Raw genomic sequence first — 25,206 nt, 5'->3', positions numbered from 1 at the left:
GGGGACGGATGCCGCTCCCGGGGCCGCGACACGCGCGGGCGCTACACTCTGAGCACACCAGCGGGCGCCGTCGCTCTCGACAAGAGGGAGACGCATGCGCAGGCCGCTCAAGAGGATCGCCGTGATCGCGGCGAGCGCTGTTGCGGGCCTGATCGCGCTGATCATCGTCGCGGGACTGCCCCTCTACGTCTTCCCGCCGGCCCAGACCGTCGGCACGGCGGACCTCATCTACGTCATCGGGCCGCCGCAGCGCTACCGCGTCGCGGTCGAGCGCGAGATGCGGGCCGAGGGCGTCGCCGACCGCTCGCTCTACTCCGTGTCGCTGCACGGCGGCTGGTCGGCCGAACGGCATCCGATCTGCCGCGAAGAGGCGGTCGACTGCCAGCATCCCGAGCCGTACACGACCAAGGGCGAGATCGCGTTCCTTCAGCAGTACGCCGCCGCGAACGACATCGACCGCACGATCATCCTGACCTTCACGCCGCACGTCGCGCGCACGCGCTACATCCTCGAGAAGTGCTACGACGGCGACGCGACGGTCGTCGCGGTCGACCAGCACCTGGACCTCGGCCAGTGGATCTACCAGTACGCGTACCAGAGCGTGTCGTTCGTCAAGGCGTGGCTCACCCCGTGCGCCGACGCCTCCGACCTGTAGCCTCGACCCGTGCGCCTGGGAGTCCTCGACATCGGTTCGAACACCGTCCACCTGCTCGTCGCCGACGCCCGCCCGGGCGGCAGGCCGCACGCGCAGACGAGCGAGCGGACGGTGCTGCGCCTCATGCGCTACCTCGCCCCGGACGGCTCGATCACCGAAGAGGGCGTCACAGCCCTCGTCGACGCGGTCTCCCGCGCGCGCGAGGTCGCCGCGAAGGAGAACGTCGACGAGCTGCTCGCGACCGCGACGAGCGCCGTCCGCGAGGCGACGAACGGTGCCGAGGTCATCGCTCGCATCGAGGCCGCGCTCGGGCAGGAGCTCCAGGTGCTCGGCGGCGAGTCCGAGGCGCGCTTCACGTTCCTCGCCGTGCGGCGGTGGTTCGGCTGGTCCGCCGGCGAGATCCTCCTGTTCGACATCGGCGGCGGCTCGCTCGAGATCGCGGCCGGCGCCGACGAGCTGCCGAAGGTCGCGGCATCCCTCCCCCTCGGGGCCGGACGCACGACTGTGCAGTTCCTCGGAGAGGACCCGCCCGGCGAAGACGCCGTCGAGGTGCTGCGCGAGCACGCGCGTGACGTGCTCGCGCCCGTCGCCGAGCAGTTCCTCGCCGAGCCGCGCCCCGACCACGTCGTCGGATCCTCCAAAGCCATCCGCTCCCTCGCGAAGCTCGCGGGGTACGCCGTTCCGGGGTCGTCAGGGATCGAGGGGATGCTGCTCCCCCGCGCCGCGCTCGGCTCGTGGATCCCGCGGCTCGCGCGCATCCCCGCCTCGGCCCGCCAGGAGCTGCCGGGCATCACGCCGGACCGCACGTTCCAGATCGTCGCGGGCGCCGTCGTGCTGCACACGGCGATGACGGCGCTCAAGGTCGACGAGCTCGAGGTGAGCCCGTGGGCGCTGCGTGAGGGCGTGCTGCTGCGCTACATCGAGTCGATGTCCTGGGGCTGAACCCGCACTCCGCGGACGGCTGCAGCACTCCCCGTAGACGAGGGCGGCCCCTGAGGGCCATGATTCGCTCATGGCCCCTGGGCCGGCGGCGATCCGCACACCCGACCAGCACCTCCGCGTCTTCGTCAGCTCCACTCTGAAAGAGCTCGAGCCGGAGCGCCGCGCCGCGCGCACCGCGATCGAGTCGATGCGGTTCGCACCGGTCATGTTCGAGCTCGGCGCGCGGCCTCATCCGCCGCGCGAGCTGTATCGCTCGTACCTCGCGCAGAGCGACGTCTTCGTCGGGATCTACTGGGAGAGCTACGGCTGGACGGCACCCGACGAGACGGTCTCGGGACTCGAGGACGAATACCGCCTGTCGGACGACCTGCCGCGGCTCATCTACATCAAGCAGCCCGCGCCGCAGCGCGAGGACCGGCTCGAAGCCCTCCTCGACCGCATCCGCGCCGACGACCGCGCCTCGTACAAGTCCTTCGCGGATGCCGGCGAGCTCGAGCGCCTCATCGCCGACGACCTCGCGACGCTGCTCGCCGAGCGCTTCGACTCGACGCGCGATGCCCAGCCTCTCGCCGCGCCGAGCCCGAACGGCGGCGGCCGGCGTGGCGGCGACATCCCGGCGCCCTACACGGCGATCGTCGGCCGCGAGTCCGAGCAGCGCGAGGTGCGAGCGCTCCTCGGCGAGCGCGGCGTGCGCCTCGTGACGCTCGTGGGCCCCGGCGGGATCGGGAAGTCGCGCCTCGCGATCGAGATCGCGGGCGCCCTCGCCGCCGAGGGCCGCGATGTCGCATTCACGCTCCTCGAGGCCGTACCGGCGCCCGAACGGGTCATCGTCGCGGTCGCGCGGGCTCTGGGCGTCCGGGATGCCGCGGCCGAGGGCTCGCTCGAGGACCGGGTCGCCGTCGCCGTCGCCGATCGCGACGTGCTGCTCGTCGTCGACAACATGGAGCACGTCCTCGCCGCGGCCGATCTGCTCGTGCGCCTCCTGACGGTGGCTCCGAAGCTCCAGCTGCTCGTGACGAGCCGCTCGCCCCTGCGGGTGCGCGCCGAGCACGTCTACGACGTCGGGCCCCTGACGCTTCCGCAGGACGATGCACCGGATGCCGCGGCATCCGCTGTCCTCCTCTTCGAGCAGCGCGCGGCCGCCGTGCGCCCCGGCTTCCGCGTGACGCCCGAGAACGCGGCGACCGTCACCGCGATCTGCCGAGCGGTCGACGGCGTGCCGCTCGCGATCGAGCTCGCGGCGGCGCGCGTGCGATCGCTGTCTGTCGAGCAGATCCTCCCGCGTCTCGACTCGGCGCTGACCCTGCTCGTCGGCGGCGCGCGCGATCTGCCCGAGCGGCAGCGCGCGCTGCGCAGCACGATCGAGTGGAGCGTCCACCTGCTCGAGCCCGACGCGCGCGCCGCGCTCGGGATCCTCTCGGTGTTCATCGGCAGCTTCAGCCTCGACTCGGCCGAGCGCGTCCTCGCGCAGGCGGGCGTGGAGGATCCGATCACGGCTCTCGAGGCGCTCGTCGACGCGAGTCTGCTCGGCACGACGGATCGTCGCGGCGTGACGATGTTCCGGCTGCTGGCGCTCGTCCGCGCGTACGCGGCGGGACTCCTCTCGGAGGAGGCGTCGGCTGCCGCTGTCGAGGCGTGGCTCGCGAACTACCGTGACCTGGCGCTCACGGCGCAGCCCGGACTGCGCGGCTCCGCTCAGCTGATCTGGCTCGACCGGCTCGACGGCGAGATCGAGAACCTCGCGCGCGTCACGCGTGTGCTCCTCGGGCGGCGCGACCTCGACGACGCCGCCTCGTACGTGTGGTCGCTGTACCTGTTCCTGTGGATCGGCGGGTACCTGGGGGTCGTGCGAGTCTGGTCGGAGGAGCTGCTCGACATCGCCGAGCGCGACGGGGTCCCGATCGGTCCGCGCACGCGCGCCATCGCGACCTACTACCGGGATGCCGTGCGCTTCTGGCAGGAGCCCGGATACGACGTGACGGCCGGCCTGAGGCTCAGCAGAGACCTGTTCCGCGAGGCAGGCGACCAGCGGGGCGCCGCGATCGCGGGCATCTCCCTCGGGCTCGCGCTCCTGACGGGCCCGACGCCCGACGTGCCCGCCGCCGTCGTCGAGCTCGATGCGAGCCGGGACGAGTTCGCCGACCTCGGCGACGCGTGGGGCCAGGCGATGGCGCTCAACGTCCGAGGGCGCGTCGACATGGGCCGCGGTGAGATGGCGCAAGCGCGCGCTCGCTTCGAAGAGAGTCTCGCGCGCGCGACGTCGCAGGGCGAGCGGCTCGGCATCGTCATCGCGATGAACTCGCGGGGCTGGACGCGCCTGCTCACGGGCGACGTCGCGGGCGCCCACGACGACTTCGCGCACTCGCTCGACCTCTCGCTCGCGCTCCACCACGACGAAGGGATCGCGTACGGGCTCGAGGCGTTCGCGGGCCTCCGCGCCGTCGAGGGCGACGTCGTCTCAGCGGGTCGCCTGCTGGGCGCGGCGCGGCAGCTCCGCCGCCGCAAAGGCTTCCTGAACCCGGGGTCGTTCGAGTTCTACATGATCTCGCTCGGCGGACTCCGCGCTGCCGGCAAGGGCGACGCCCTCGATGCCGCGACGCTCGAGGGCCTCGATCTGCCGATGACCGAAGTGCTCGAGCTCGTCCGCCACTGATCCGTCAGCACAGGCTCGACCGCCGTCCCGATGTATCACCGCGGCCCCAGCACGCTCTTCCCAGCATCCGTCCTCGAGACGGCAAGCTCCAGGAGCGTGCCATGGCCACCGCAACGAAGCGCATCAGTCTCGCGATCACCGCCGCGGCAGGAGCGGCTCCGCCCAGCAAGCTCCGCCCCGTGCGGCTGCCGCTCATCCGACGGCTCGCCCGGACGGACGCGCTGCTGATCGCGAGCGGCGGCGACGTGCTGTCGGTCGACCTCGAGAGCGGCGCGACCGCGGTCGTGGCATCCGGATTCGCGAACCCCGTCGGCATCGCACCCGATGCGAGCGGCCGCATCGTCTACGTCGCCGACCAGGTCGGCCGGCGCTACGTCATCAGCGCCGTCGCGGCGGGCGGCCTCGGCCGTCGCCGCGTCGTCGCGAACGGCGTCGGCCGCATCGGTCAGCTCGCGCTGCACGACACGACTCTCGCGTTCGTCGAGGACGCGACCGGCGAGGTGCGCACGATCGACGTGACCACGGGATCCACCGAGACGATCGGCGCGGGCCTGCTGCCCACGGGCGGCATCGCCTTCTCGGACGACGGCGCGCAGCTGCACGTCGTCGAGGCCGAGAGCGGGCGCTGGCTCTCGATCGCTCCGGGCGACGCCGGGTTCACCGAGATCGCCGACGGCCTCACCGGTGCAGGCCACCTGACGCGCGGCGCGCGCACCGGCACTCTCCTCGTCCCGGGCACGCGGGAAGACGTCGACGGCACGCACGGCATCGTCAGCACGCTCGCGCTCTCGCGCGGCCGCGCCAAGGAGGTCTACGACCTCGGCGTCTCAGAGCAGCCGTTCGCCGTGTGGCAGCTGGCCTCCGAACGGCTCATCGCCGTCGACCGGTTCGGCATCACGTGGTGGGACGTCCGTCCGCCCGTCGTCTCGCGCCCCGTGACCCTGACGATCGGCAACGACAAGCCCTTCATCGGGTCCTACGAGCGCGTCGTCGTCGACATGGGCACGACGGGCTTCGTCATCGAGGACTTCGACTTCACGCTGCCCGACGGCGACGCGGGCGGCCGCATCTCGCTGTCGCACGACGACCTGTCGGTCGCGGGCGAGATCATGCTTCTCGTCGGCTACCAGCCCGGCGACCACAAGCTCGTCGCGTTCCACCGTCCCACGTCGACCGAGGTCGCGGTGCTCGAGTTCCACATCACCGACGAGTGGGCCGATCCGTCGGCGAGCCCCGCGCACTGGCTCGCGGGCCCCGTGGGCACGTTCCAGACCGGGTACACGTGGGGCGGCGGCGGCACGACGCCGCAGAACGTCGACGTCATTCCGCAGTCGGGCACGCGCAACATCGCGATCCTGATGGTGGATGTCTCGGACGCCCGCTACCCCGCGGGTGCCGGCTTCGACACGATCCGCAACGACTGGAGCGACAGCGCGGTCGGCGGGGTCGACAGCGCTCGGCTCTACTTCGAGGAGGTCTCGTACGGCGGCTTCACGCTCGCCCTCGCGGGCGGCACGCCGCCGCTCGTGAACATCGGGGGCAACTGGGCCAGCCAGTTCGCGACGATGCCCTCGCCGTGGCCGAGCAATTCGTTCGCCCCGTCGAACGCTCAGGCGTTCGCGCAGGCGTGCGTGTCGAACGCGGCCGCGCAGGTCGACGGCGGCGGCAACCCGCTCCTCGACTTCAGCACCGTCCGCAGCCTCATCCTCGTGGTCCGCTCGGCGGGCCCCGCGGGGAGCGACGACTTCTTCTGGCCGCAGGCGTGGGGAGGCAACTTCACGATCCCCGGCGGCTCGGTCAACCTCAACGTGCTCGGGATGCCGGACGACTGGCAGGGCACGCGCGACTCGCGCACCCGCACCGAGACCCTCGCGCACGAGCTCGGGCACAACCTCGGCTACCCCGACCTGTACACGAACGTGTCGTCGTGGAACTACTCCGCCGACATCCAGAGCCGCGACGTCACGAACCTCGACCTCATGAGCACCGAGCAGCAGCTGCCCGCCATGACGATCGCGCAGCGGATGGAGACCGGATGGGTGCGCCCCGAGTGGGTGCGCACGTTCGACTTCTCGCGCTCGACGATCCCGCTCGATCAGACGGTGACGCTGCACGCGATCGAGGACGGCGCGCCGCCCGCGGGCCAGCTCACGGGTGTGGAGATCCGCATCGCGGACGGCTGGAACTACTACTTCGAGTACCGGCGCGCGCAGGCGGGCGACATCTCGGATCAGCAGCTCGGCAGCGACGCCTCGACGGGCAACGGCGTGATCGTGGGCACCGACGTGGGCTCGCAGAGCTTCACGTTCCCGATCAACCGGCCCCAGATCATCCGGCTGCGGCCCGATGTCGACGGCGAGAACTCGTTCTTCTTCCCGGGCAACGACTACGAGGAGACCGACACGTCGTCGATGGCGGTCGCAGACTTCCGGATGACGGTGGTGTCGGCGGCCGGCAACACGGCGCAGGTGCGCATCGAGTACGGCACCAACGGCCGGCCCGACCTCGTGATCCGGCCCTGGCCGGGCGGCGACAATTGGCAGAGCCCCGACATCGAGGTGCGCAACGCCCGGTCGCTCGCAGACCCCGCGTGGCGGAACGTGCCGTGGGAGGGACACGCCAACGACGTCGTCGCGACGTACCGCAACCGCGGTCCGGTCACGGCCCGCAACGTCACCGTCGACTTCTACATCAAGGACTTCACGGTCGGCGGTGCTCCGGAGGTCTGGCTCGGACGCGACACGAAGGACGTCCCGCCCGACACGACAACCCCGACCGTGGAGTTCACGACGCAGTGGCTGCCGGGCAGCCAGGGCCACCGGTGCATCATCGCGCGCACTCCCCTGTATCTCGACACCTCGGTCACGCCGACGATCGTCGAGGTCAGCGACGCGAACAACATGGCGCAGACCAACTACTCGCGCTACATCTCGGCGGCGGCGTCGCCGGCGAACCGCGTGCGCAGCACGGTGGCGCTGCACAACCCGTTCCCCGAGCGCGCCCTGATGTACGTCATGCCGCAGCTGACGGGCCCGATGGCGCAGTACTACCGCGTCTACCTCGCCCACCAGTCGGTCATGCTCGACCCGGGCGAGACGCGCCGCGTCGAGGTCATGGTCGAGTCGCTGTTCGGCGATCCGCGCATGAAGGAGCTGCAGCGCATCATGGAGAAGCTCGTCCGCACACCGGCGAACCTCTCGCTGATCGGCTTCGGCATCCCGCCCGAGGCGCCCAACCACCCCGTCATCCTCGGCGGCGTGCAGGTGCGCACCGACACGGGCTGGGCGACGAAGTTCGAGTTCGTCGAGGTGGCCGACAAGCGGGCCGTCCGCGGACGCGTCGTGACGGTCGGCACGGGGCAGGGAGTGACGGGCCAGGTGCTCATCACCTTCCACGGTCCCGACGAGACCTTCGACAACACCGTCTCGGTGCCGCTCAAGGGCGGTTCGTTCGTGCTCGAGACCGCGCCGTACATCGAGAAGTTCCGCGCCGAGGAGCTGAGTCTGCACTACCCGGGCAACCCGCCGTACACGGCGTGCGACCCCGAGAAGGACCGCTACCCGGTCGGGTGATTCTGGGGAACGGGGGCAGGATGCCGCGTCCGGCGATTGCGCCGGGCGCGGCATCCGTGTGTCCCAGACCGCCGGTCGTTGAGCGAGCGAAGCGAGACGAAACCGGACGCTCGACCGTTTCGTCTCGGTCGCTGCGCTCCCTCGCTCAACGACCAGAACCCCAACCCCGGTCGTTGAGCAAGCGAAGCGAGACGAAACGCCCGCACCCGGCCAACACCCCAGGCCGCCCGCGCGCCCGACCGTTTCGTCTCGGTTGCTGCGCTCCCTCGCTCAACGACCAGAAACCTCACCCCCGGTCGTTGAGCGAGCGAAGCGAGACGAAACGCCCGCACCCAGCTATCGCGCCGGGTCGTTCCGTTTGCGGTGGGTGCGGCTCCAGCCCTTGACCGCGTCGATCCCGCCGATCATGAAGGCCTCCCGCTTGGCGTGGCTCCATCCCTGGATCCGCTTCTCCCACGCGAAAGCCTCGTCGACCTGGTCGAATTCGGCACACCACGCGAGGGTCACCGGCAGCCGTCGCCGCGTATAGACGGCGCCGAATCCGCTGCGGTGCTGTTCGAGCCGCCGGTCGAGGTCGACGGTGCTGCCGGTGTAGAAGGTGCCGTCTGCGCACCGAAGGATGTATACCCAGGCCATCCCGGCATCCTGGCGATGCTCAGTCTCGGATCCGCGCGGGGGACGCGGGCCTGTGGAGCCGACGCCCGGATCGGGGCGATGTGCAGGAGCGCTCAACCGTTTCGCCTCGGTCGCCGCGCTCCCGCTCAACGACCGTGAACCCCAACCCCCGGGTCGTTGAGCGAGCGAAGCGAGACGAAACGCCCGCACCTCGCCAACACCCCGAGCCGAGCTCGCAGCTCCCGGCTCAGAGCGCGAGGCGCTCGCGGACGACGTCGGCGAGGCGGTCGGCGGTCTCCTGCGCGACCTCGGCCTCGGCGGCCTCGACCATGACCCGCACGAGCTGCTCGGTGCCGCTCGCGCGCAGCAGCACGCGGCCGGAGTCGCCGAGCTCGGCTTCGACGGCGGCGACGGCATCCGCCACGCCCTCGTCATGGACGCGCGTGCGATCCACGCCGCGCACGTTGACGAGCACCTGCGGGTAGACCGTCATAATCGACGCGAGCTCGGCCAGCGACTTGCCCTGCCGCGCCATCTCGGCCAGGAGGTGCAGGCCCGTGAGCAGGCCGTCGCCGGTCGTCGCGAACTCGCTCATGATGACGTGGCCGGACTGCTCGCCACCGAGGGAGTAGCCGCCCTCGTTCATGGCCTCGAGGACGTAGCGGTCGCCCACGGCGGTCTGCAGCACCCGGATGCCGCGCGCAGCCATCGCGCGATGCAGACCGAGATTGCTCATGACGGTCGCGACGAGCGTGTCGTCCTTGAGGTGACCGCGCTCCTTCATCGCGACCGCGAGGATCGCCATGATCTGATCGCCGTCGACGACGTTGCCCTGCGCGTCCACCGCGAGGCACCGGTCGGCGTCACCGTCGTGGGCGATTCCGACGTCGGCGCCCGCTGCGAGCACTGCCGCGGCGAGGTTGTCGAGGTGCGTCGATCCGACGCCGTCGTTGATGTTGAGGCCGTCAGGGTCCGCGCCGATGACGGTGACCCGAGCGCCCGCATCGCGGAACGTGTCGGGCGAGGCCCCTGCCGCCGCGCCGTGGGCGCAGTCGAGCACGACGTGGATGCCGTCGAGCCGGTGCGGCAGCGACGCGAGCAGGTGCACGACGTAGCGGTCCTCGGCATCGGCGAAGCGGCGGATGCGGCCGACGCCGGCGCCCGTCGGCTGCAGCTTGGGCCCCGCCATGGCGGACTCGATGCGCTGCTCGACGACGTCGGGCAGCTTGACGCCGCCCCGCGCGAAGATCTTGATGCCGTTGTCGGGTGCGGGATTGTGGGAGGCCGAGACCATGACGCCGAAGTCGGCGTCGATGTCTGCGATCAGGAACGCGGCGGCCGGGGTGGGCAGCACGCCGGCGTCGAGCACGTCGACGCCCGACGATGCCAGGCCTGCCTCGACGGCGGCCGAGAGGAACTCGCCGGAGATGCGCGGGTCGCGGGCGACGACCGCCGTGAGGCGGCGTCCCGCGGCGCGGCGCGACTCGGCGGAACGGCCCTGGCCCAGGACGACGGCGGTCGCCTGGGCCAGGGACAGTGCGAGATCGGCGGTGAGGGGGCCGTTGGCCAGCCCCCTCACCCCGTCCGTGCCGAAGAGCGGCATGCGGAGCGTGAGCCGATCAGCGCTTCGAGTACTGAGGCGCCTTGCGGGCCTTCTTGAGACCGGCCTTCTTGCGCTCGATGACGCGGGCGTCACGCGAGAGGAAGCCGGCCTTCTTGAGCGTCGGACGGTTGTTCTCCGCGTCGATCTCGTTGAGCGCACGGGCGATGCCGAGACGCAGCGCGCCGGCCTGGCCCGAGGGGCCACCGCCCGAGATGCGCACGATGACGTCGTACGCGTCGGTGAGGTTGAGCACCGTGAACGGGTCGGTGATGAGCTGCTGGTGCAGCTTGTTCGGGAAGTAGTCCTCGAACGCGCGGCCGTTGACCGTGATGGTGCCCGAGCCGGGGATCACGCGCACGCGGGCGATGGCCTGCTTGCGGCGGCCGACGGCCGCACCCGAGACCGAGAGCACGGGGCGCTCGGCGGCGACGACGGTCTGGTCGACCGGCGTCTCGGTGGAGTAGTTGGTGGATTCTTCTTCGATGTTCGCCACGAGTCTGTCCTTATTCTGAGCGGCGCTTACTGGGCGACCTGGTCGAAGGTGTACGTCTTGGGCTGCTGAGCGGCATGGGGGTGCTCGGCACCGCGGTAGACCTTCAGCTTCGTCAGCTGCTGCGCGCCCAGGCTGTTCTTGGGGAGCATGCCGCGGACGGCCTTCTCGACGGCGCGGACGGGGTTCTTCTCCATCAGCTCGCCGTAGGTGATCGACTTGAGGCCGCCCGGGTAGCCCGAGTGGCGGTAGGCCTTCTTCTGCTCGAGCTTCTGACCCGTGAGGGCGACCTTCTCGGCGTTGATGATGATGACGAAGTCGCCGGTGTCGATGTGGTTGGCGAACGTCGGCTTGTGCTTGCCACGCAGGAGCGTGGCGGCGTGCGAGGCGAGGCGGCCGAGGACGACGTCAGTCGCGTCGATGACCAGCCACTCGCGCTGGGTCTCACCAGCCTTGGGGGTGTAAGTGCGCGTCACAGTAGTGCTGCTTTCTTGATCGAACGGAGAGGTTCGTGAATCCCACTCCGGGGTGCTTGCCTGTTCGCGGACATCCCTGCCCCGGTCGTTGAGCGAGCGGAGCGAGACGAAACGCGAACGAGCCAAGACGCCAGTGGAGGGCTCACGTTCGCGGTACCCGGCCAGCAGAGCCAGACACCAAAGATCAATCTTACGACATCCGGATGCCGCTTCCAAACCACCCTCAGACGAGCAGCAGGACGACTCCCACGAGGTTCGACACCGCGTGGGCCGCGAGCGCCGCGCCGAGCCGCCCTGTCGCAAGGGTCAGGATGCCGCACACGACGCCGACGAGCGCCCCCGAGAGCACGACCGACACGGGCACCGCTCCTTGCAGCGTCACGAGGTGCAGCAAGACGAACGCGCCCGTCGAGACCAGGATCGAGACGACCGCGGCGACCGCCGCGCCCGCATCCGCGAGCCGCTGAGCGAGGGCGCGCAGGACCAGCCCGCGGAAGAACAGCTCCTCGACGAGCGGTGAGACGACGACGACCGTGACCGCGACGACGGCGACGGTCGCGAAGCCCGGCGCGCCGAGCGGGCCGCCGAGCGAGCCGGTCGTCGGGCTCGCGAACTCGATGAGCGATCGCACGGCGAGGCCTGCAGCCAGCCCGATCAGCAGATCGAGCCAGCGCCAGTGACGGATGCCGGTGGCCCGCGCCGTCCCGCCGCGCCCCGCCCGGGCGCCCGCCGCGAAGACGGCGACCACGAGCGGCAGCGACGTGGCGACGACGGCGACGACTGTGGGGAGCGGCTCGGGCAGCACCGCCGGGCCGCCGAACGTCGCCCAGACGAGCAGCACCGCGACCGTGACGGCGAATCCCGTTCCGGCGACGCCGAGCGCGAGTCCCGGCCGCGCGTAGGCGTCGGGGCTCCACGCCGAAGGCCCCGGGCTTTCGCCCGGGGCCTTCGTGGACTGCTGGTTCAGCTGCGTCAGTGCTTGTTGGCCGCGCGACGGCGGGCGACAGCGGCTGCGACGGCGATGCCGCCGATGCCGATCGCGCCGACGCCGAGCCAGATGGCGGCGGCCGGGACGGTGCCACCGGTCGGGGGCAGGCCCGGCGTGACAGGGGCAGCGGCCGGGGTGACGGTGACCGTGGCGGAGCCCTCGAGTGTGGTCTTCTCGTCGGGCGACGTGGCGACGGCCTCTACGAGGTACGGCGTCGAGGCGGTGACGGCCGGGCCGAGGAGATTGACCGTGATCTGGCCGTCGGTGACGACCTTCGAAACCGTCGACGTGCCGGTGGCGGCTGCATGCGCGATCGAAGAGAGGGTGTTGGGCACGACGCCGGGGCCCGTGACCGATAGTTCGACCGTCCAGCCCTCGGCCTCTTCGGCGAATACACAGGTGATGACCGAGGTCGCACCGGGCTGGATCGTGGCAGGATTGGCCGTGCAGCCGATGTCTGCCGGGTAGTCATCCTCGGCGAAAGCGGCGGCACTGCCTGCGAATACGAGAGCCCCAGCGACGACGACTGCGGCGAGAGTCTTCTTGAACATGGATTCTTCCCCACGGGGTGCGGTCATACGGAACGATTTGGCCTAGCGACCGCCGGGGGAACCGTGCGGCACAGCGTCATGGTAGCGCACAAGCGCAAGCCCCTGCGACCCCCTCTTGGAACCGGTTTCAGCCCCTTAACCAGGCGCTATCCGAGGAACGCCCCCACGAGAGCGAGCGCGACGTAGCTCGCGTTGAAGGAAAGGTGCACGAGTACAGCGCCCCAGATGCGGCCGGTCAGCAGGACGAGCAGCGAGCAGACGAGCCCGAGCAGCGCGATCGACACCACTGCGTCGACGGGTGCGGCGAGCGTCAGCCCGTGCACGAGGACGAACAGGCCGACGCTCGTGAGGCCTGCGGCCACGCCCGCGACCACATGCCCGAGAGGGCGGCGAAGCACCGTGTAGAGGGCGACGATGATGACGGCGCGGAAGAAGAACTCCTCGACGATCGGCGCGGCGAGCAGAGGGCCGAGGACCTCGGCGAACAGCCACTCCGTCGAGAGCCGACCGTCGACGAGCCCATAGGAGGGGAAGGCGGCGTTGCCGGACGCCGCGGCGAGCGCCCCTTGCACGATGCGCAGCGCGACGCCGAGCACGACCGCATAGAGAAGGTCGAGCGCCCGGAAGCGCAGCAGGCCGGCCGGCCGCGATCGGGTGAAGGCCCACACGACAGGGACCAGCATCCCGAGCCAGACAAGCGCGAGCGCGGCGGCCCAGGCCCACGGCGACTGCCAGAGCCCCCTCACGAGCGCCCCTCCGAGCACGCCGAGCCCCAGCCCCACGAGCGCTCCGGCCAGCAGCCACTCGCGCCAGCGCCGCACGGTGCGCCCGCCGAGACGCCAATCCGTGCGCGGCTCGCGGGTGGCCCTGACCTCCCGGTCGGGCCCGACACCCTCGAGACCCCACAGCCGGCCCGCTGACACAGCCTCAGCGCCCTCGTCGCCCGCGAGCGCCGGTTCAGGCACCGGCACGAGGTCGAGGGGCCCGAACGGGTTGTCTGCCTCTCGCTGCGCCCGCAGCTGCGCCCGGGTCGCCCCAGCGGGTGCGTCGGTAGGCTGGTCGGACACGCGCCCACGTTACCCCGCGCCGAGGAGGCTCCGCGTTTGATCGAGATCCTCACGGTGTGCACGGGCAACATCTGCCGCTCGCCGCTCGCCGAGCTGCTGCTGCGCGCGCGGCTCGCCGAATTCGCGCCGACCGTCGGCAGCGCGGGCACGCGGGGCCTCGCCGCGGCGCCGATGACGCCCGAGGCGATCGCCCTCGCGATCGCCGGGGGCGTTCGCGAGCAGGATGCGGCATCCCATCGCTCCAGGTTCCTGACCGAAGCGCACCTGGCGACTCCCGACCTCATCTTCACGATGACGCGCGATCACCGCCGCGAGGTCGTCGAGCTCGCGCCCGCCCGGCTGCGCAGCACGTTCACGATCCGCGAGTTCGCACGCCTGGCCGCCAGCCTCTCGGACGACGACCTTGCCCGCGCAGCGCACTCGGGCGGAACGGATGCCGTGGCCCGCGCCCGCGCCGTCACCGCCGCCGTCGCCGCTCAGCGCGGAACCGCGCCCTCCCCCGGCAACCCCGCCGACGACGACGTCATCGACCCGTACCGTCGGTCGTGGGAGACGTATCAGCGCTCGGCGGCCCAACTCGAGCCCGCCGTGGACGGCGTCGTGCGCGCCCTCTCGATCGCGCTGCGGGGCGCGTCGAGCGGAGCGGACGCCGCGACCGACGTCCCCTCCGGCGAGCTCCCGCTGCGACGCCACCGGCGCCTGCGCGCGTGACGAAGCCCCTCGCGACAGAGGGGTGAGCACTGCCGCGGCGCGATATGCCCCTGTGCGAGGATGAGCCCCGGGCACCGGAAGGGCGAGCATGGAGCTGACCGACTACATACGCATCCTGCGCAAGAGCTGGCTGATCATCGTGCTGGCCACGATCCTCGGCGTGGGGGTGGCGGCGGCGTACTCGCTGACGCGCACACCTCTCTATGAGGCGCAGAGCACAGTCTTCGTCTCATCGCAGGCCGGCGGCTCGATCGCCGAGCTGCAGCAGGGGTCCAACTTCACGCAGTCGCGCGTCACGACGTACGCGAACCTCGTGACGACGCCGATCGTCATGAATCCCGTCATCGCCGAGCTCGATCTCGGCATGACGTCGATCGAGCTGTCGAAGGCCGTGACCGCCTCGTCGGCACTCAACACGACGCTGATCACGATCACGGTCGAGAATCCGAGCGCCATCGCCGCCGCCGACATCGCGAACGCGCTCGGCGCGAGCCTCACCGCCGCCGTCGAGACGATCGAGACACCGAACGGCGCGGATACGAGTCCCGTTCGGCTCACGCGCGTCAAGGATGCCGTCCCCGCGCTGTCACCGTCGAGCCCCAACGTTCCGCTGAACCTCGCGCTCGGAGCCCTCGTGGGCCTCGCGATCGGCATCGGCATCGCCGTCCTGCGGTCGGTGCTCGACAATCGCGTCCGCACGCCGCGCGATGTCGAGCAGATCACCGACCGCCCCCTCATCGGCGCGATCGCCTTCGACCCGAAGGCCAAGGATCGACCGCTCATCGTGCACGCGAATCCGCTGAGCCCGCTTGCGGAGTCGTTCCGGGCCCTGCGCACGAACCTGCAGTTCCTCGACATGGGCGGGCGGTCGAGCTTCGTCATCACTTCGAGCGTGCCGAGCGAGGGCAAGTCGACGACGACGATCAACCTCGCGATCGCCCTCGCCGACAGCGGTCGGCGCGTCGCCCTGCTCGACACCGACCTGCGCAAGCCGAAGGTCGCCGACTACCTCGGCATCGAGGGCGGCGTCGGGCTGACCGACGTGCTCATCGGGCGCGCACGCGTCGGCGACGTCATGCTGCCGTGGGGCGGGCGCTCGCTCTATGTGCTGCCCGCAGGCAAGATCCCGCCCAACCCGAGCGAGCTGCTCGGCTCGAAGCACATGCACACGCTGCTCGAGGTCCTCGAGCGCGATTTCGACGTCGTGCTGTGCGATGCTCCCCCGCTTCTTCCCGTGACGGATGCCGCGATCCTCGCGAAGTCCACGAGCGGTGCGATCGTCATGGCATCGGCCGGGCGCACGACCCGCCACCAGCTCGAGAGCGCCATCGACGCGCTGCAGACGGTCGACGCGAAGATCGCCGGCATCGTCATGACGATGGTCCCGACACGCGGCCCCGATTCGTACGCCTACGGCTATGGCTACGGCTACCACGAGGAGCCCGCCCGCAAGAAGAAGGGGAAGGGCATCCCCACCCCGGCCCCGGTTCCGCCCCCCGCCCCGGTCGAGGCCGCGCCGGTCGAGGCTGCGCCGGCCGACGCGCGAACGAGGCGGGACGAAACACCCGCGCCCGCGTCACCGGTCGCGCCGCCGACCGCCGCGGTTCCCCCGCCGCCCGCCCCGCGAACGCAGCGAGACGAACCGCCCGCACCCGTGCACGCCCCCGCCCCGCCCGCTGCTCCCCCGCTCGTCCCGCAGGCGAAGCGAGACGAGACACCCGAGCGACCTCCGGTCCCGGCCACGACTCCCGACTCGCCCCTGACACTCGACGACATCATCGCCGAGGCCGGCGGATCTCCGAAGCGTCCCGAGCCGCTCATCTGACATGGCGCTCGGGGCGCGGGCCTCGCGATGGATCGCCATCGCGGCGATCGCCGTGCTCGCGGCAGGCGTCGGCATCCTGGCGGTGCTCGCGTATCAGCACGCGAACCCCGAGTCCGATCCCGAAGTGGCCGCCCCCGTGCCGACCTTCACCCTCGGAGTCGAGTCCCCGACGCCCACGCCGACCCCCACCCCCACCCCGGCGGCGCCCCCGCGCGAGACCGAGCGCTTCCTCGCCGTCGGGTCGCAGGCGATGTGGCGCGCGACGGCGGGCCTGTGCGGCTCGGTCGAGCCGCTCGTCGAGCGCTCGGGCGACGGCGGCCAGACCTGGTCCGACGTGACCGCCCGCTACCTCGGCCTCGCGCAGGTCGCGTCGCTCGACGCGTTCAGCGCACGGGATGCCGAGATGATCGCCGCCGCGGGCGACTGCACCGCGCAGGGCCTGCGCACGTACACCGACGGCGAATTCTGGGCTCCCTTCCCCGAGGTGCTCGCGGCCTCGCGCTACATCGATCTCACCGACCCCGCGGTCGTCCACCTCGGCGGGGGTGCGACGACCGCCGCCCCGTGCGCGCAGGCGCGCGGCCTGCGGGCCTCGGGGGACACCGTCGCCCTCGTGTGCGATGCGCGCGCCTGGGTCTGGACCGGCTCGGCCTGGTCGACCCTGTCCGCGACCGACGTGGTCGCCCTCGCGGTGTCGAACGGCGCCGTGCTCGCTGCTCACTCCGCCCCCGGGTGCACCGGCCTCACCATCACCCGCTACGCGGCCGCCGGCACGCCCGACGACCCAGGCACTCCCGTCGGCTGCGCCGAGGGGACGGATGCCGCACCCCCCGCCGCCCTCGCGGTGGCGGGCGGTTCGGTCCTCCTGTGGTCCGGCGGCACCTTTCTCGCCGTCTCGGCCGACTGAGCGGGATGCTGCCGCTCGTGGTCGGCTGAACGGTTCACCCCGCCGCCATCCCGCGCCCGGTGGCCGATTCGACGGCATCTCTTGCCATGAAGGTCTGATCGGCAGGAGAATGCGCACACATCGTCGGCTCACTGGGGTGTCGGCGGGCTGGGGGAAACGGCCATGCATCATTCGCGCGCCCGAAACGCGACTGCAGCTCTGACGGCTATCGCACTCGTCCTTGTGGGTGGTCTGTCCGCCGCGCTCATCCCGGCGCAGCCGGCTGCGGCGGGGCTGTTCAACGTGATGCCGACCGACGTCGACGGCTTCCCGAACTACGAGTTCACGACGGCCGACGTGCTGGGCGTCTACGTGACCTCCGACATCAAGGGCGGGCGAGTCTGCATCGTGCCGGCATCCGTCACCGAACCCTCCGCCGGATCCTGCAGCGGGCAGCCGTGGGGCAAGGGACCCAACCACATCGTGGCGATCGGCTCGTACTTCGGACTCCTCGAGGGACCGAGCCTCGAGGAGGGAAACTGGCGCCTGCTGACCGAGACGGCGACTCCCGCCGACCCGCCTGGTCCCGGAGTGGATCTGTCCAACGTGGCGCCGAGTTACGACTACGAGTCGGTCGCCCTGAGCGAGGTGTTCACCGTCTCGCCGTGTCCCGGGTGCTCCACCGCCCTGGCCGAGGCCCAGATGGCGGAGTGGAAGCTCGGGGCCCTCAACATGTTCCAAGGGTCCGCGGCATCCTGCACGGCGATCACCGCCCTGTCGAAGTACGACGACGCGAAGAATCTGTCCACGAGCGACATCCCAGGTGCTCCCGGGGGCGTCAGCATCGTCTTCACGGTCGGCGGAGGGTTCGTGCTCGGCTTCCCGTCCGACATCAACCCGACGGCGACGAAGGCGAAGGAGATCCTCAAGAACCTCACGTGCCTCGTCTCCAAGATGTACGAGGACATCGTCAACGACCCACCCGACCCCGATTACGGCACGATCGTCGACGAGTCGATCCGGTCCGTGCCGGCCGCCAACTTCCCCGGCTCGACGTCGCACGGTCTCGCGGAGAGCCTCGCCACAGTCGAGGGCTTCGGGCGTGCGTCGCTCGACGCGTTCGAGAAGTACCTCGGCGCAGACGCGGCCGGCAGTGTGCAGGGGCAGATCGACCAACTGCGGTCGACGTCCGAGCACACGAAGTCGCTCGTGCGCGCGATGCGCGACACGGCCGACTGGCTCGACGTGTGGGCCCCCTACGCCGACACCGACCCGTCGCTCGCGGGTGCACCCGTCGCGACAGTCGAAGAAGGGGTCGCCTGGCAGCAGGCGGCGCAGGCACTCGCCGGCGGCTGGCCCGCCGAGAAGTTGCAGCAGTTCCTGGCGCTCGGGCTGACCGCCGACCAGATCGAGGCGGCCCGCCTGGATCTCGTGCGCGCCTCGACCGCGGCACCCACACCGACGACGCTCGGGGACCAGGCACGGGCGCTCTCGACGCTGTACCGCGAGAACGCCGACCGCTTCGACGCATTCGGGCGCGAGGCATCCGCCATCGCCGCCACCATCGAGGTCAACGACGAGTCGAACGCTCCGCTCACCGCCGTGATCTCTGCGGACGTCACGAACGGCACCGCGCCGCTCACAGTGCACTTCGACGGCTCGGCCTCGACGCCGCAGAACGCCATCACGTCCTACGAGTGGAACTTCGGCAACGGCGCAGGATCATCGGCCCCGGCCCCCGGCATGGTCTACTCGGCGCCCGGCACGTATCAGGTGTCCCTCCGCGTCCGCGCCGACGACGGGCGCGAAGGGTGGGCTCAGCAGACGATCATCGTGGAAGCACCCGAGAATCGACCGCCCATCGCCCGCGACGACTCCGCCGTCACCACGACAGGAGGCACGGTCTCGATCGAGGTGGGCGCGAACGACGGAGATCCGGACGGCTCGCTCACGTCCATCGAGATCGTCGAGGAACCGGGCTTCGGTCAGGCCTCGTGCAGCTCGACCCAGTACTGCACGTATTCCGCTCCGGCGACCGGCACGGGGACCGACAGGTTCCGCTACCGCATCACCGACACTGCCGGAGCGACAGCCGAAGCGGCAGTCCGCATCTCGATCGTGGCTCCCGAGGCTGTGGCGGCCGTGGACGACAGCTACACGATCGCATCCGGGGCGACGTGGGTGCTCCTCCCCCTCGCGAACGACTTCTCCCCCGCTCAGAACCTCGTCATCCAGTCGGTCACCACCCCGGCTCACGGCTCGCTGTCGTGCGACATCGGCGGCACCGAGTGCCGCTACACGGCATCGAGCACCGTGACGCTCGACGACACCTTCACCTACACGGCCCGCGACGGCGGCGGAGAGACCGACACCGCCACCGTGACGATCCACATCGACTCGTCGAATCAGCCACCAGCGATCCTGCTCGCGCAGGAGGATTTCTCGGTCGTCGAGGGCACGCAGCTCTACACCGCGAACTTCCTCTCGGCGACTGATCCCGACGGTCTGATCGAGAAGTACTCGTGGGTTCTCGACGGCGCCGAGGTCGGCGCGGATCCGCAGTACATCCCGGCGTTCCGCGATCAGGGCGAGTACGACGTCACGCTCGTCGTCACCGACGATGTCGGGGCGACGGCATCCCGAACCCTTCATGTCTCCGTCTCGAACGGACCGCCCACCGTCTACGGCACCGAGTTCTTCTCGCGCGCGAGGCCGGGCGACCCGAAGCTCTTCCAGGCGACGGCGATGGATCCCGGCCCGGACGACGCACCCCTCGCACACTGGGACTTCGGCGATGGCGGGACCGCGGTCGGCTCGCCCGTCACCCACACCTTCGAGGCCCCCGGCACGTACGCGGTGCGCCTGTGGGCGGTCGACAAGGACGGGGCAGAGTCGGACCCGTTCGTCTCCGACGTGACCGTCGTGGCGACGGTGCTGGATGCCGGCCCGGACATCTCCATCGACCAAGGCGAGAGCGCCCTGTTCGACCTGACCGGTTCGACGCCGCAGGACTCGCGCCTCCGGTACGAGCTCGATCCGGGAGATGGCCGTGCGGCATTCGCCGCCGACCTTCCCAACATGCAGTGGAGCCAGGTGTACACCGTCCCCGGCGTGTACACCGCGACGGTGACCCAGACCGATCAGCTCGACCCGGAGAACCCGCTCGTCGCGACCGACACCGTCCAGGTCGAGGTGCGCAACCTCGCGCCGACCATCCGCGGCCTCGCCCACAACGCTCCCATCGCCGGAGAACCCGTCTCCTTCGTCGTGTATGCGGATGACCCCGCTGGGGCGGAGAACCTCGACTACGAATGGGACTTCGGTGGCGGATACGCGCCGGGCACGCGCGTCGCCGAGCACGTCTTCGCGACACCGGGGGAGGCTCGGGTGCTGGTGCGGGTACTCGACCAGCACGGCGGGAGCTTCGAGCGGGTTCTGGACCTGGCCGTGGCGACAGATGCCGCCGCGAGCGAACTGACGTCGGTCGGGCGAGAGTTCTGGCTCGCGTTCGACGCGAACTACACCCCAGCGGGCTTCCTGGCCTTCTTCGTCTCCGGCGCCGAGGGCACGGGCGGTGTCGTCGAGGTGCCGGGGCTCGGCTTCGCGACCGACTTCACGGTGCCCGCGGCGGGGATCGTCCGGGTCGACGTGCCGATCGAGGCGCGCCTGGGCATGGGCTCCGACGCGAGCTCTCCCCGAGTGGAGGCCCTGGCCGTGCACGTCAGCGCCGACGACGACATCTCGCTGTACGGGCTCAACCGCATCCAGTTCTCGACCGACGCGTTCATGGCGCTGCCCGTTCCCGCACTGGGCGACCGGTACCGCGTGCTCGACTACGGCAGCGAGGTCACCCCCGGTCTCTTCTCGGTCGTCGCGACGTCGGGCACGACGACCGTGACGGTCACGCCGAGCAACGGCGACGAGCCGTTCGAGCGCACGCTGCTCATGGGTGAGGCGCTCGAGTACGAAGCGCAGAGATCGAGTCTGACGGGGACGCTCATCGAGTCGGACCGCCCGGTCGCGGTCTTCGGCGGTGCGCGCTGCGCCTTCGTGCCGACCGGCTCGAGCGGCTACTGCGACCATCTGACCGAGATGCTCACGCCGACGTCGGCGTGGGGCCGCTCGTTCGCCACGGTGCCGCTCGCGACGCGTGCCGCAGACACCTTCCGCGTGCTCGCCGACACCGCGGGCACGGTCGTGACGCTGACGGGCGGCAAGGAGGACGTCGTGACGCTCGAGCCCGGCGAGTTCCACGAGTTCGCCGCCTCGGCGCCCGTCGTGATCGATTCGACGCAGCCGGTGCTGGTCGCCCAGTACTCGCAGGGCTCGACCGCCGACAACACCCTGTCGGACCCCTTCATCGCACTCGTCGCTCCGCTCGAGCAGGGCCTCACCGACAGCGTCTTCGCGACGCCGATCGACGGGTTCACGAACTACGTCAACATCACCGCACCCACCGCCAGTCGCGGCGACGTCCAGCTCGACGGCACGACCATCCCCGATGCGCAGTGGTCGGCGATCGGCGAGACCGGCTACAGCGCGGCCGCGCTCGCGCTCGAGCCCGGCACGCACCGCATCGCCTCCCCCGTGGCCGTGTCGACCCTCGTGTACGGCTTCGGCAGCGACGACTCGTACGGGTTCCCCGGCGGCATGCGCGTCGCCCGGATCGCCGACGTGCAGTCGCTCGCTCTCAGCCCGACGCAGGTGTCGGGCCTCCCCGACGCGATGCTGTGCACGACCGCGACACTGCTCGGCGAGTCCGACCCGATCGCCGGCGCGCGACTCGACGTCGTCGTCACGGGAGTCGTCGAGGACGTCTTCACTGTCGTGACGGATGCCGCAGGTGAGGCCGAGGTGTGTGCGACGAGCAGCGCCCAGGGCGCGGCATCCGTCACCGTCTCGATCGGTGCCCGCTCGCGTGAGGCGACCTTCTCGTGGATCGCGCGCGGCGAGCACCTGCCCGAAGCGACGATCGTCGTGCCGCCGGTCGCCGTGGAGGGAACGATCGTGCCGCTCACGGTGTCGGCCACCGACGCCGACGGCGACGCACTGACGTATGCGTGGGACCTCGACGCCGACGGCCAGTACGACAACGGGACGGATGCCGCGGCATCGCTCGCGGCCCCGCTCACCGGCAGCTATCCCGTGTCGGTGCGCGTGAGCGACGGCACCGGCACGGTGACCGCTTCGGCGACCGTGGTCGTCGCCAACGCGGTTCCGCAGGTCGATCTGCCGGGCACTGCGGCTGTCGGGCGTGGTGGGCACCTCTCGCTCCCCGGGTCGTTCGCCGACCCCGGCGCCGACACCTGGACCGCGACCGTCGACTGGGGTCAGGGCGCGGTTCCGCTCGCGCTGACGGGCAAGACATTCACCCTCGCGCACGAGTTCCCGGCACCGGGCACCTATCCCGTCACGGTGACCGTGCGCGACGCCGCGGGCGGGTCGGCAGGGTCGGCCGTCGTCTCGGTGAGCGTGGCCGGCAATCGCGCCCCCGCGCTCGAGAGCATCGCGAATCGCACGCTGACCGAGGGCGACAGCATCCGGTTGCCCGGTCGCGCGATCGATCCCGACGGCGACCCCGTCACGCTGTCGTGGCAGGCGGGCGCCGCACCGCTCATGGCCTCCCCGCTGCCGGAGGCGTGCACCGCGACGCCCGACGGCGACGACCTCGTCGTCACGTGCGACGACGACGCGACCGTGACGGTGCGTCTGACGGCGACGGATGCTCCGACCGAGCCCCAGGGAGCCGCGGGCCTCTCGGCTACGCGCGAGGCCGTGCTGACGTTCGGCAACGCCGCGCCCACCGTCGCCGAGGCGATCATCGAGGCGGCGCCCGGCGGCGGAGGCGGGTTCTCCCGCGCCGTCGTGCCGCTGTCGACGCTGTTCGCAGCGGCGCTCCCGCCCGGTCCGTCGCAGGCGTCCGCCACCTTCATCGACCCGGGCGACGACGAGTTCACTTGCGGCGCCTCCGTCGGCGCAGTCGAGTTCGAGGGTCTCGTCGACGACGGTAGCTGCGTCATCGCGCTGCCCGAGTTGGCGGCCGGCGCGCAGACCCTGCAAACGTGGGTGGCCGACGACGACGGCGGAGTCGGCACCTCGTCGACGAGTTTCGCGGTCGCCGGCGACGACGATCCGACAACGCCGGGCGAGCCCGCGCCGCCTCCTCCCGCCCCAGCGGGCGGCGCTTCGCTCCCTGCGACCGGCGGCACCGACCTCAGCGGGGTGTCGCTCCTCGGCTTTGCGCTCCTCGTCGGCGGACTCGCGCTGGCGCTGCGCCGCCGCGCCCGCCGCTCCCCTACCTCCGGTCGTTGAGCCAGCGAAGCGAGACGAAACGCCCCAGCATGGCGCTCACCCTGGAGCAACGAACCGACACACGTCGACGAGCGCCAGAGACCGCTCCCATAATGGGATCCAGCGATGGTTCCGCATCGCACCCTGCAAGCCCCACACCGCGGTTGTCTGCGTTGACAACGCTCACGCGGTACCGTGGGCTTCTGTGCTCGGGGGAGCTGGAAGGACCATCTGCGCGTGTCGGACGAAACACTCGACGCCGAATCCTCAATAGCCGCCCCCAGCGCGCGCTCGACGTTCCGCGTCGACAGCGACTCCGCGCCGACTCCGACACGTCCGCTCCTCCCTCCTGCTCCCGCCTCACCGGCCCACCCGCACCACGATCGTTGGCGCGAGAGGTACGCGCGCCGGCTGTGGATGACCGACCTACTGGTGCTCGTCTGGGTCGTGTTCGGCACGCAGATCCTCTGGCTGGGGCTCGAGCCGGTCACCGTCTCGGGATTGCCGGTGGGCACGTACTGGGCTTTCTCGGCAGTCCTCGTCGTGATCTGGATGTGGGGGCTCTCACTCCGCGACACCCGCAGCGACCGCGTCATCGGCATGGGAACGACCGAGTATGTGCGGGTCGCCGACGCGAGCCTTCGCGTCTTCGGCGCGATCGCGATCGTGGCGTTCCTCCTTCGGGTCGACGTTGCCCGAGGGTTCCTGCTCATCAGCCTGCCGCTGGGTGTCATCGTTCTCGTTCTCGAGCGGTGGATCTGGCGCCAGTGGCTCGTCGCCAAGCGGTCGATGGGCGAGTACAGCGCGCGCGTTCTCCTGGTCGGGTCGCCGACGACCGTCGCCCACATCGCCAGCGAACTCAGGCGAACGCCGGATGCCGGTTACTTCGTTGTGGGGGCGTGTGTGCCTGGTGGCACGAACGGACGCAGTCGTCCCGTGGTGCCCGGAACGGCGATACCGATCGTGGGCGACGTGGAACATGTCGAAGCGGCTGCGTCCGCCACAGGCGTCGACACGGTGGCCATCACAAGCACCGACGACCTGCCACCAGAGAAGGTCAAGCAGATCTCGTGGAGCCTCGAGTCCGGCCGGCAGCACCTCGTTCTCGCACCGAGCATCATCGACATCGCGGGCCCGCGCATCCACACCCGCCCCGTATCAGGGCTTCCCCTCATCCACGTCGAGACGCCCCGCTTCTCGCAGGGCCAGCGGTTCGCCAAGCGCATGTTCGACCTCCTGGTCTCGACTCTGCTCCTCGTGCTGCTTTCGCCGGTGCTGCTGATAGTCGCGCTGATCGTCAAGCTCTCGAGCAGCGGCCCTGTGCTCTACAGCCATGAGCGCGTCGGTCTTCACGGCCGCCCATTCCGCATGCTCAAGTTCCGCTCGATGCGCGTCGGTGCCGACGAGGAACTCGCTGCTCTTCTGGCTGTGCAGGGCACCGACACGGCCCCGCTCTTCAAAGTCAAGAACGACCCGCGCATCACCCGCGTCGGCCGATTCCTGCGCAAGTACTCGCTTGATGAGCTGCCGCAGTTGCTCAACGTTCTCGGCGGTTCGATGAGCCTCGTGGGCCCTCGCCCGCAGGTCGACGCGGAGGTCGCCCTCTACACGGATTCCGCTCGCCGGCGTCTCATGACCCGCCCTGGGATCACTGGCCTGTGGCAGGTGAGCGGACGGTCTGCGATGTCGTGGGAGGACGCCGTGCGGCTCGACCTGTACTACGTAGAGAACTGGACCATGCTGGGCGACGCAGGGATCCTCGCGAAGACAGTGAAAGCAGTAGTCGCTCCGGGCCAATCGGCCCATTAGTGATTGCTGAACCAGTCCCGATCCGAACAACAGATTCCATCCTCCGACCTCGAGCCAGCCGAAGGGAGACCC

Annotated in this window: 15 protein-coding genes and 1 pseudogene; 9 read left to right on the top strand and 7 right to left on the bottom strand. The window is 70.8% G+C overall.

Features of this window, described 5'->3' with window-relative positions; translation table 11 throughout:
* Window positions 1-94 precede the first annotated feature (94 nt).
* The 4 genes from MJ607_RS11415 to MJ607_RS11400 all read left to right on the top strand — a co-directional run bounded on the left by MJ607_RS11415 (window position 95) and on the right by MJ607_RS11400 (window position 7,822).
* Window positions 95-655: a YdcF family protein gene (locus tag MJ607_RS11415; protein ID WP_243075709.1), complete on the top strand. Its 561-nt coding sequence runs from the start codon at window positions 95-97 to the stop codon at window positions 653-655.
* Window positions 656-664: 9 nt separating this feature from the next.
* A complete protein-coding gene (locus tag MJ607_RS11410; RefSeq protein WP_243075708.1) occupies window positions 665-1,597 on the top strand; it encodes a Ppx/GppA phosphatase family protein in 933 nt (310 codons plus the stop codon).
* A 70-nt stretch (window positions 1,598-1,667) separates the two neighbouring features.
* The gene (locus MJ607_RS11405; protein ID WP_243075707.1) at window positions 1,668-4,250 is read left to right on the top strand and encodes a DUF4062 domain-containing protein; all 2,583 of its coding nucleotides are present in this window, start codon (window positions 1,668-1,670) and stop codon (window positions 4,248-4,250) included.
* A gap of 101 nt (window positions 4,251-4,351) precedes the next feature.
* A complete protein-coding gene (locus MJ607_RS11400) occupies window positions 4,352-7,822 on the top strand; it encodes a hypothetical protein (protein WP_243075706.1) in 3,471 nt (1,156 codons plus the stop codon).
* A 336-nt stretch (window positions 7,823-8,158) separates the two neighbouring features.
* Here MJ607_RS11400 and MJ607_RS11395 read toward each other — a convergent pair whose 3' ends face one another.
* From MJ607_RS11395 to MJ607_RS20215, 7 genes are all read right to left on the bottom strand, one after another.
* On the bottom strand, window positions 8,159-8,458 hold the full coding sequence (locus tag MJ607_RS11395) for a GIY-YIG nuclease family protein (protein ID WP_243075705.1): 300 nt from the start codon (window positions 8,456-8,458) through the stop codon (window positions 8,159-8,161).
* Window positions 8,459-8,684: 226 nt separating this feature from the next.
* Window positions 8,685-10,040, bottom strand: coding sequence for a phosphoglucosamine mutase (glmM, locus tag MJ607_RS11390; RefSeq protein ID WP_243075704.1), 1,356 nt, complete (start codon window positions 10,038-10,040; stop codon window positions 8,685-8,687).
* A 16-nt stretch (window positions 10,041-10,056) separates the two neighbouring features.
* Window positions 10,057-10,533: a 30S ribosomal protein S9 gene (rpsI, locus tag MJ607_RS11385; protein ID WP_243075703.1), complete on the bottom strand. Its 477-nt coding sequence runs from the start codon at window positions 10,531-10,533 to the stop codon at window positions 10,057-10,059.
* A gap of 26 nt (window positions 10,534-10,559) precedes the next feature.
* Window positions 10,560-11,006: a 50S ribosomal protein L13 gene (rplM, locus tag MJ607_RS11380; protein WP_243075702.1), complete on the bottom strand. Its 447-nt coding sequence runs from the start codon at window positions 11,004-11,006 to the stop codon at window positions 10,560-10,562.
* A gap of 223 nt (window positions 11,007-11,229) precedes the next feature.
* Window positions 11,230-11,847, bottom strand: coding sequence for a CPBP family intramembrane glutamic endopeptidase (locus MJ607_RS11375; protein ID WP_243075701.1), 618 nt, complete (start codon window positions 11,845-11,847; stop codon window positions 11,230-11,232).
* Window positions 11,848-11,978: 131 nt separating this feature from the next.
* Window positions 11,979-12,545 carry a hypothetical protein gene (locus MJ607_RS11370; protein ID WP_243075700.1) on the bottom strand — a complete coding sequence of 189 codons (567 nt, stop codon included), beginning with the start codon at window positions 12,543-12,545 and terminating at the stop codon, window positions 11,979-11,981.
* A gap of 146 nt (window positions 12,546-12,691) precedes the next feature.
* Complete coding sequence (locus tag MJ607_RS20215) at window positions 12,692-13,612, bottom strand: CPBP family intramembrane glutamic endopeptidase (protein ID WP_243075699.1); 921 nt, start codon at window positions 13,610-13,612, stop codon at window positions 12,692-12,694.
* 36 nt (window positions 13,613-13,648) lie between these two features.
* Between MJ607_RS20215 and MJ607_RS11360 the strand changes: the two genes are divergently transcribed.
* From MJ607_RS11360 to MJ607_RS11340, 5 genes and pseudogenes are all read left to right on the top strand, one after another.
* Complete coding sequence (locus MJ607_RS11360) at window positions 13,649-14,323, top strand: low molecular weight phosphatase family protein (RefSeq protein ID WP_243075698.1); 675 nt, start codon at window positions 13,649-13,651, stop codon at window positions 14,321-14,323.
* Between the two features lie 88 nt (window positions 14,324-14,411).
* A pseudogene (locus tag MJ607_RS11355) lies at window positions 14,412-15,827 on the top strand (polysaccharide biosynthesis tyrosine autokinase); the annotation flags it as partial.
* 322 nt (window positions 15,828-16,149) lie between these two features.
* The gene (locus MJ607_RS11350) at window positions 16,150-17,055 is read left to right on the top strand and encodes a hypothetical protein (RefSeq protein WP_243075696.1); all 906 of its coding nucleotides are present in this window, start codon (window positions 16,150-16,152) and stop codon (window positions 17,053-17,055) included.
* Between the two features lie 162 nt (window positions 17,056-17,217).
* A complete protein-coding gene (locus MJ607_RS11345; RefSeq protein ID WP_243075695.1) occupies window positions 17,218-23,346 on the top strand; it encodes a PKD domain-containing protein in 6,129 nt (2,042 codons plus the stop codon).
* 396 nt (window positions 23,347-23,742) lie between these two features.
* The gene (locus MJ607_RS11340; RefSeq protein ID WP_308193828.1) at window positions 23,743-25,134 is read left to right on the top strand and encodes a sugar transferase; all 1,392 of its coding nucleotides are present in this window, start codon (window positions 23,743-23,745) and stop codon (window positions 25,132-25,134) included.
* Window positions 25,135-25,206 lie beyond the last annotated feature (72 nt).

The organism is Microbacterium sp. SS28 (assembly GCF_022761035.1).
GTDB lineage: Bacteria > Actinomycetota > Actinomycetes > Actinomycetales > Microbacteriaceae > Microbacterium.
The sequence above is the reverse complement of the archived record's forward strand: the minus strand, read 5'-3'. Positions and strand labels throughout refer to the sequence as shown.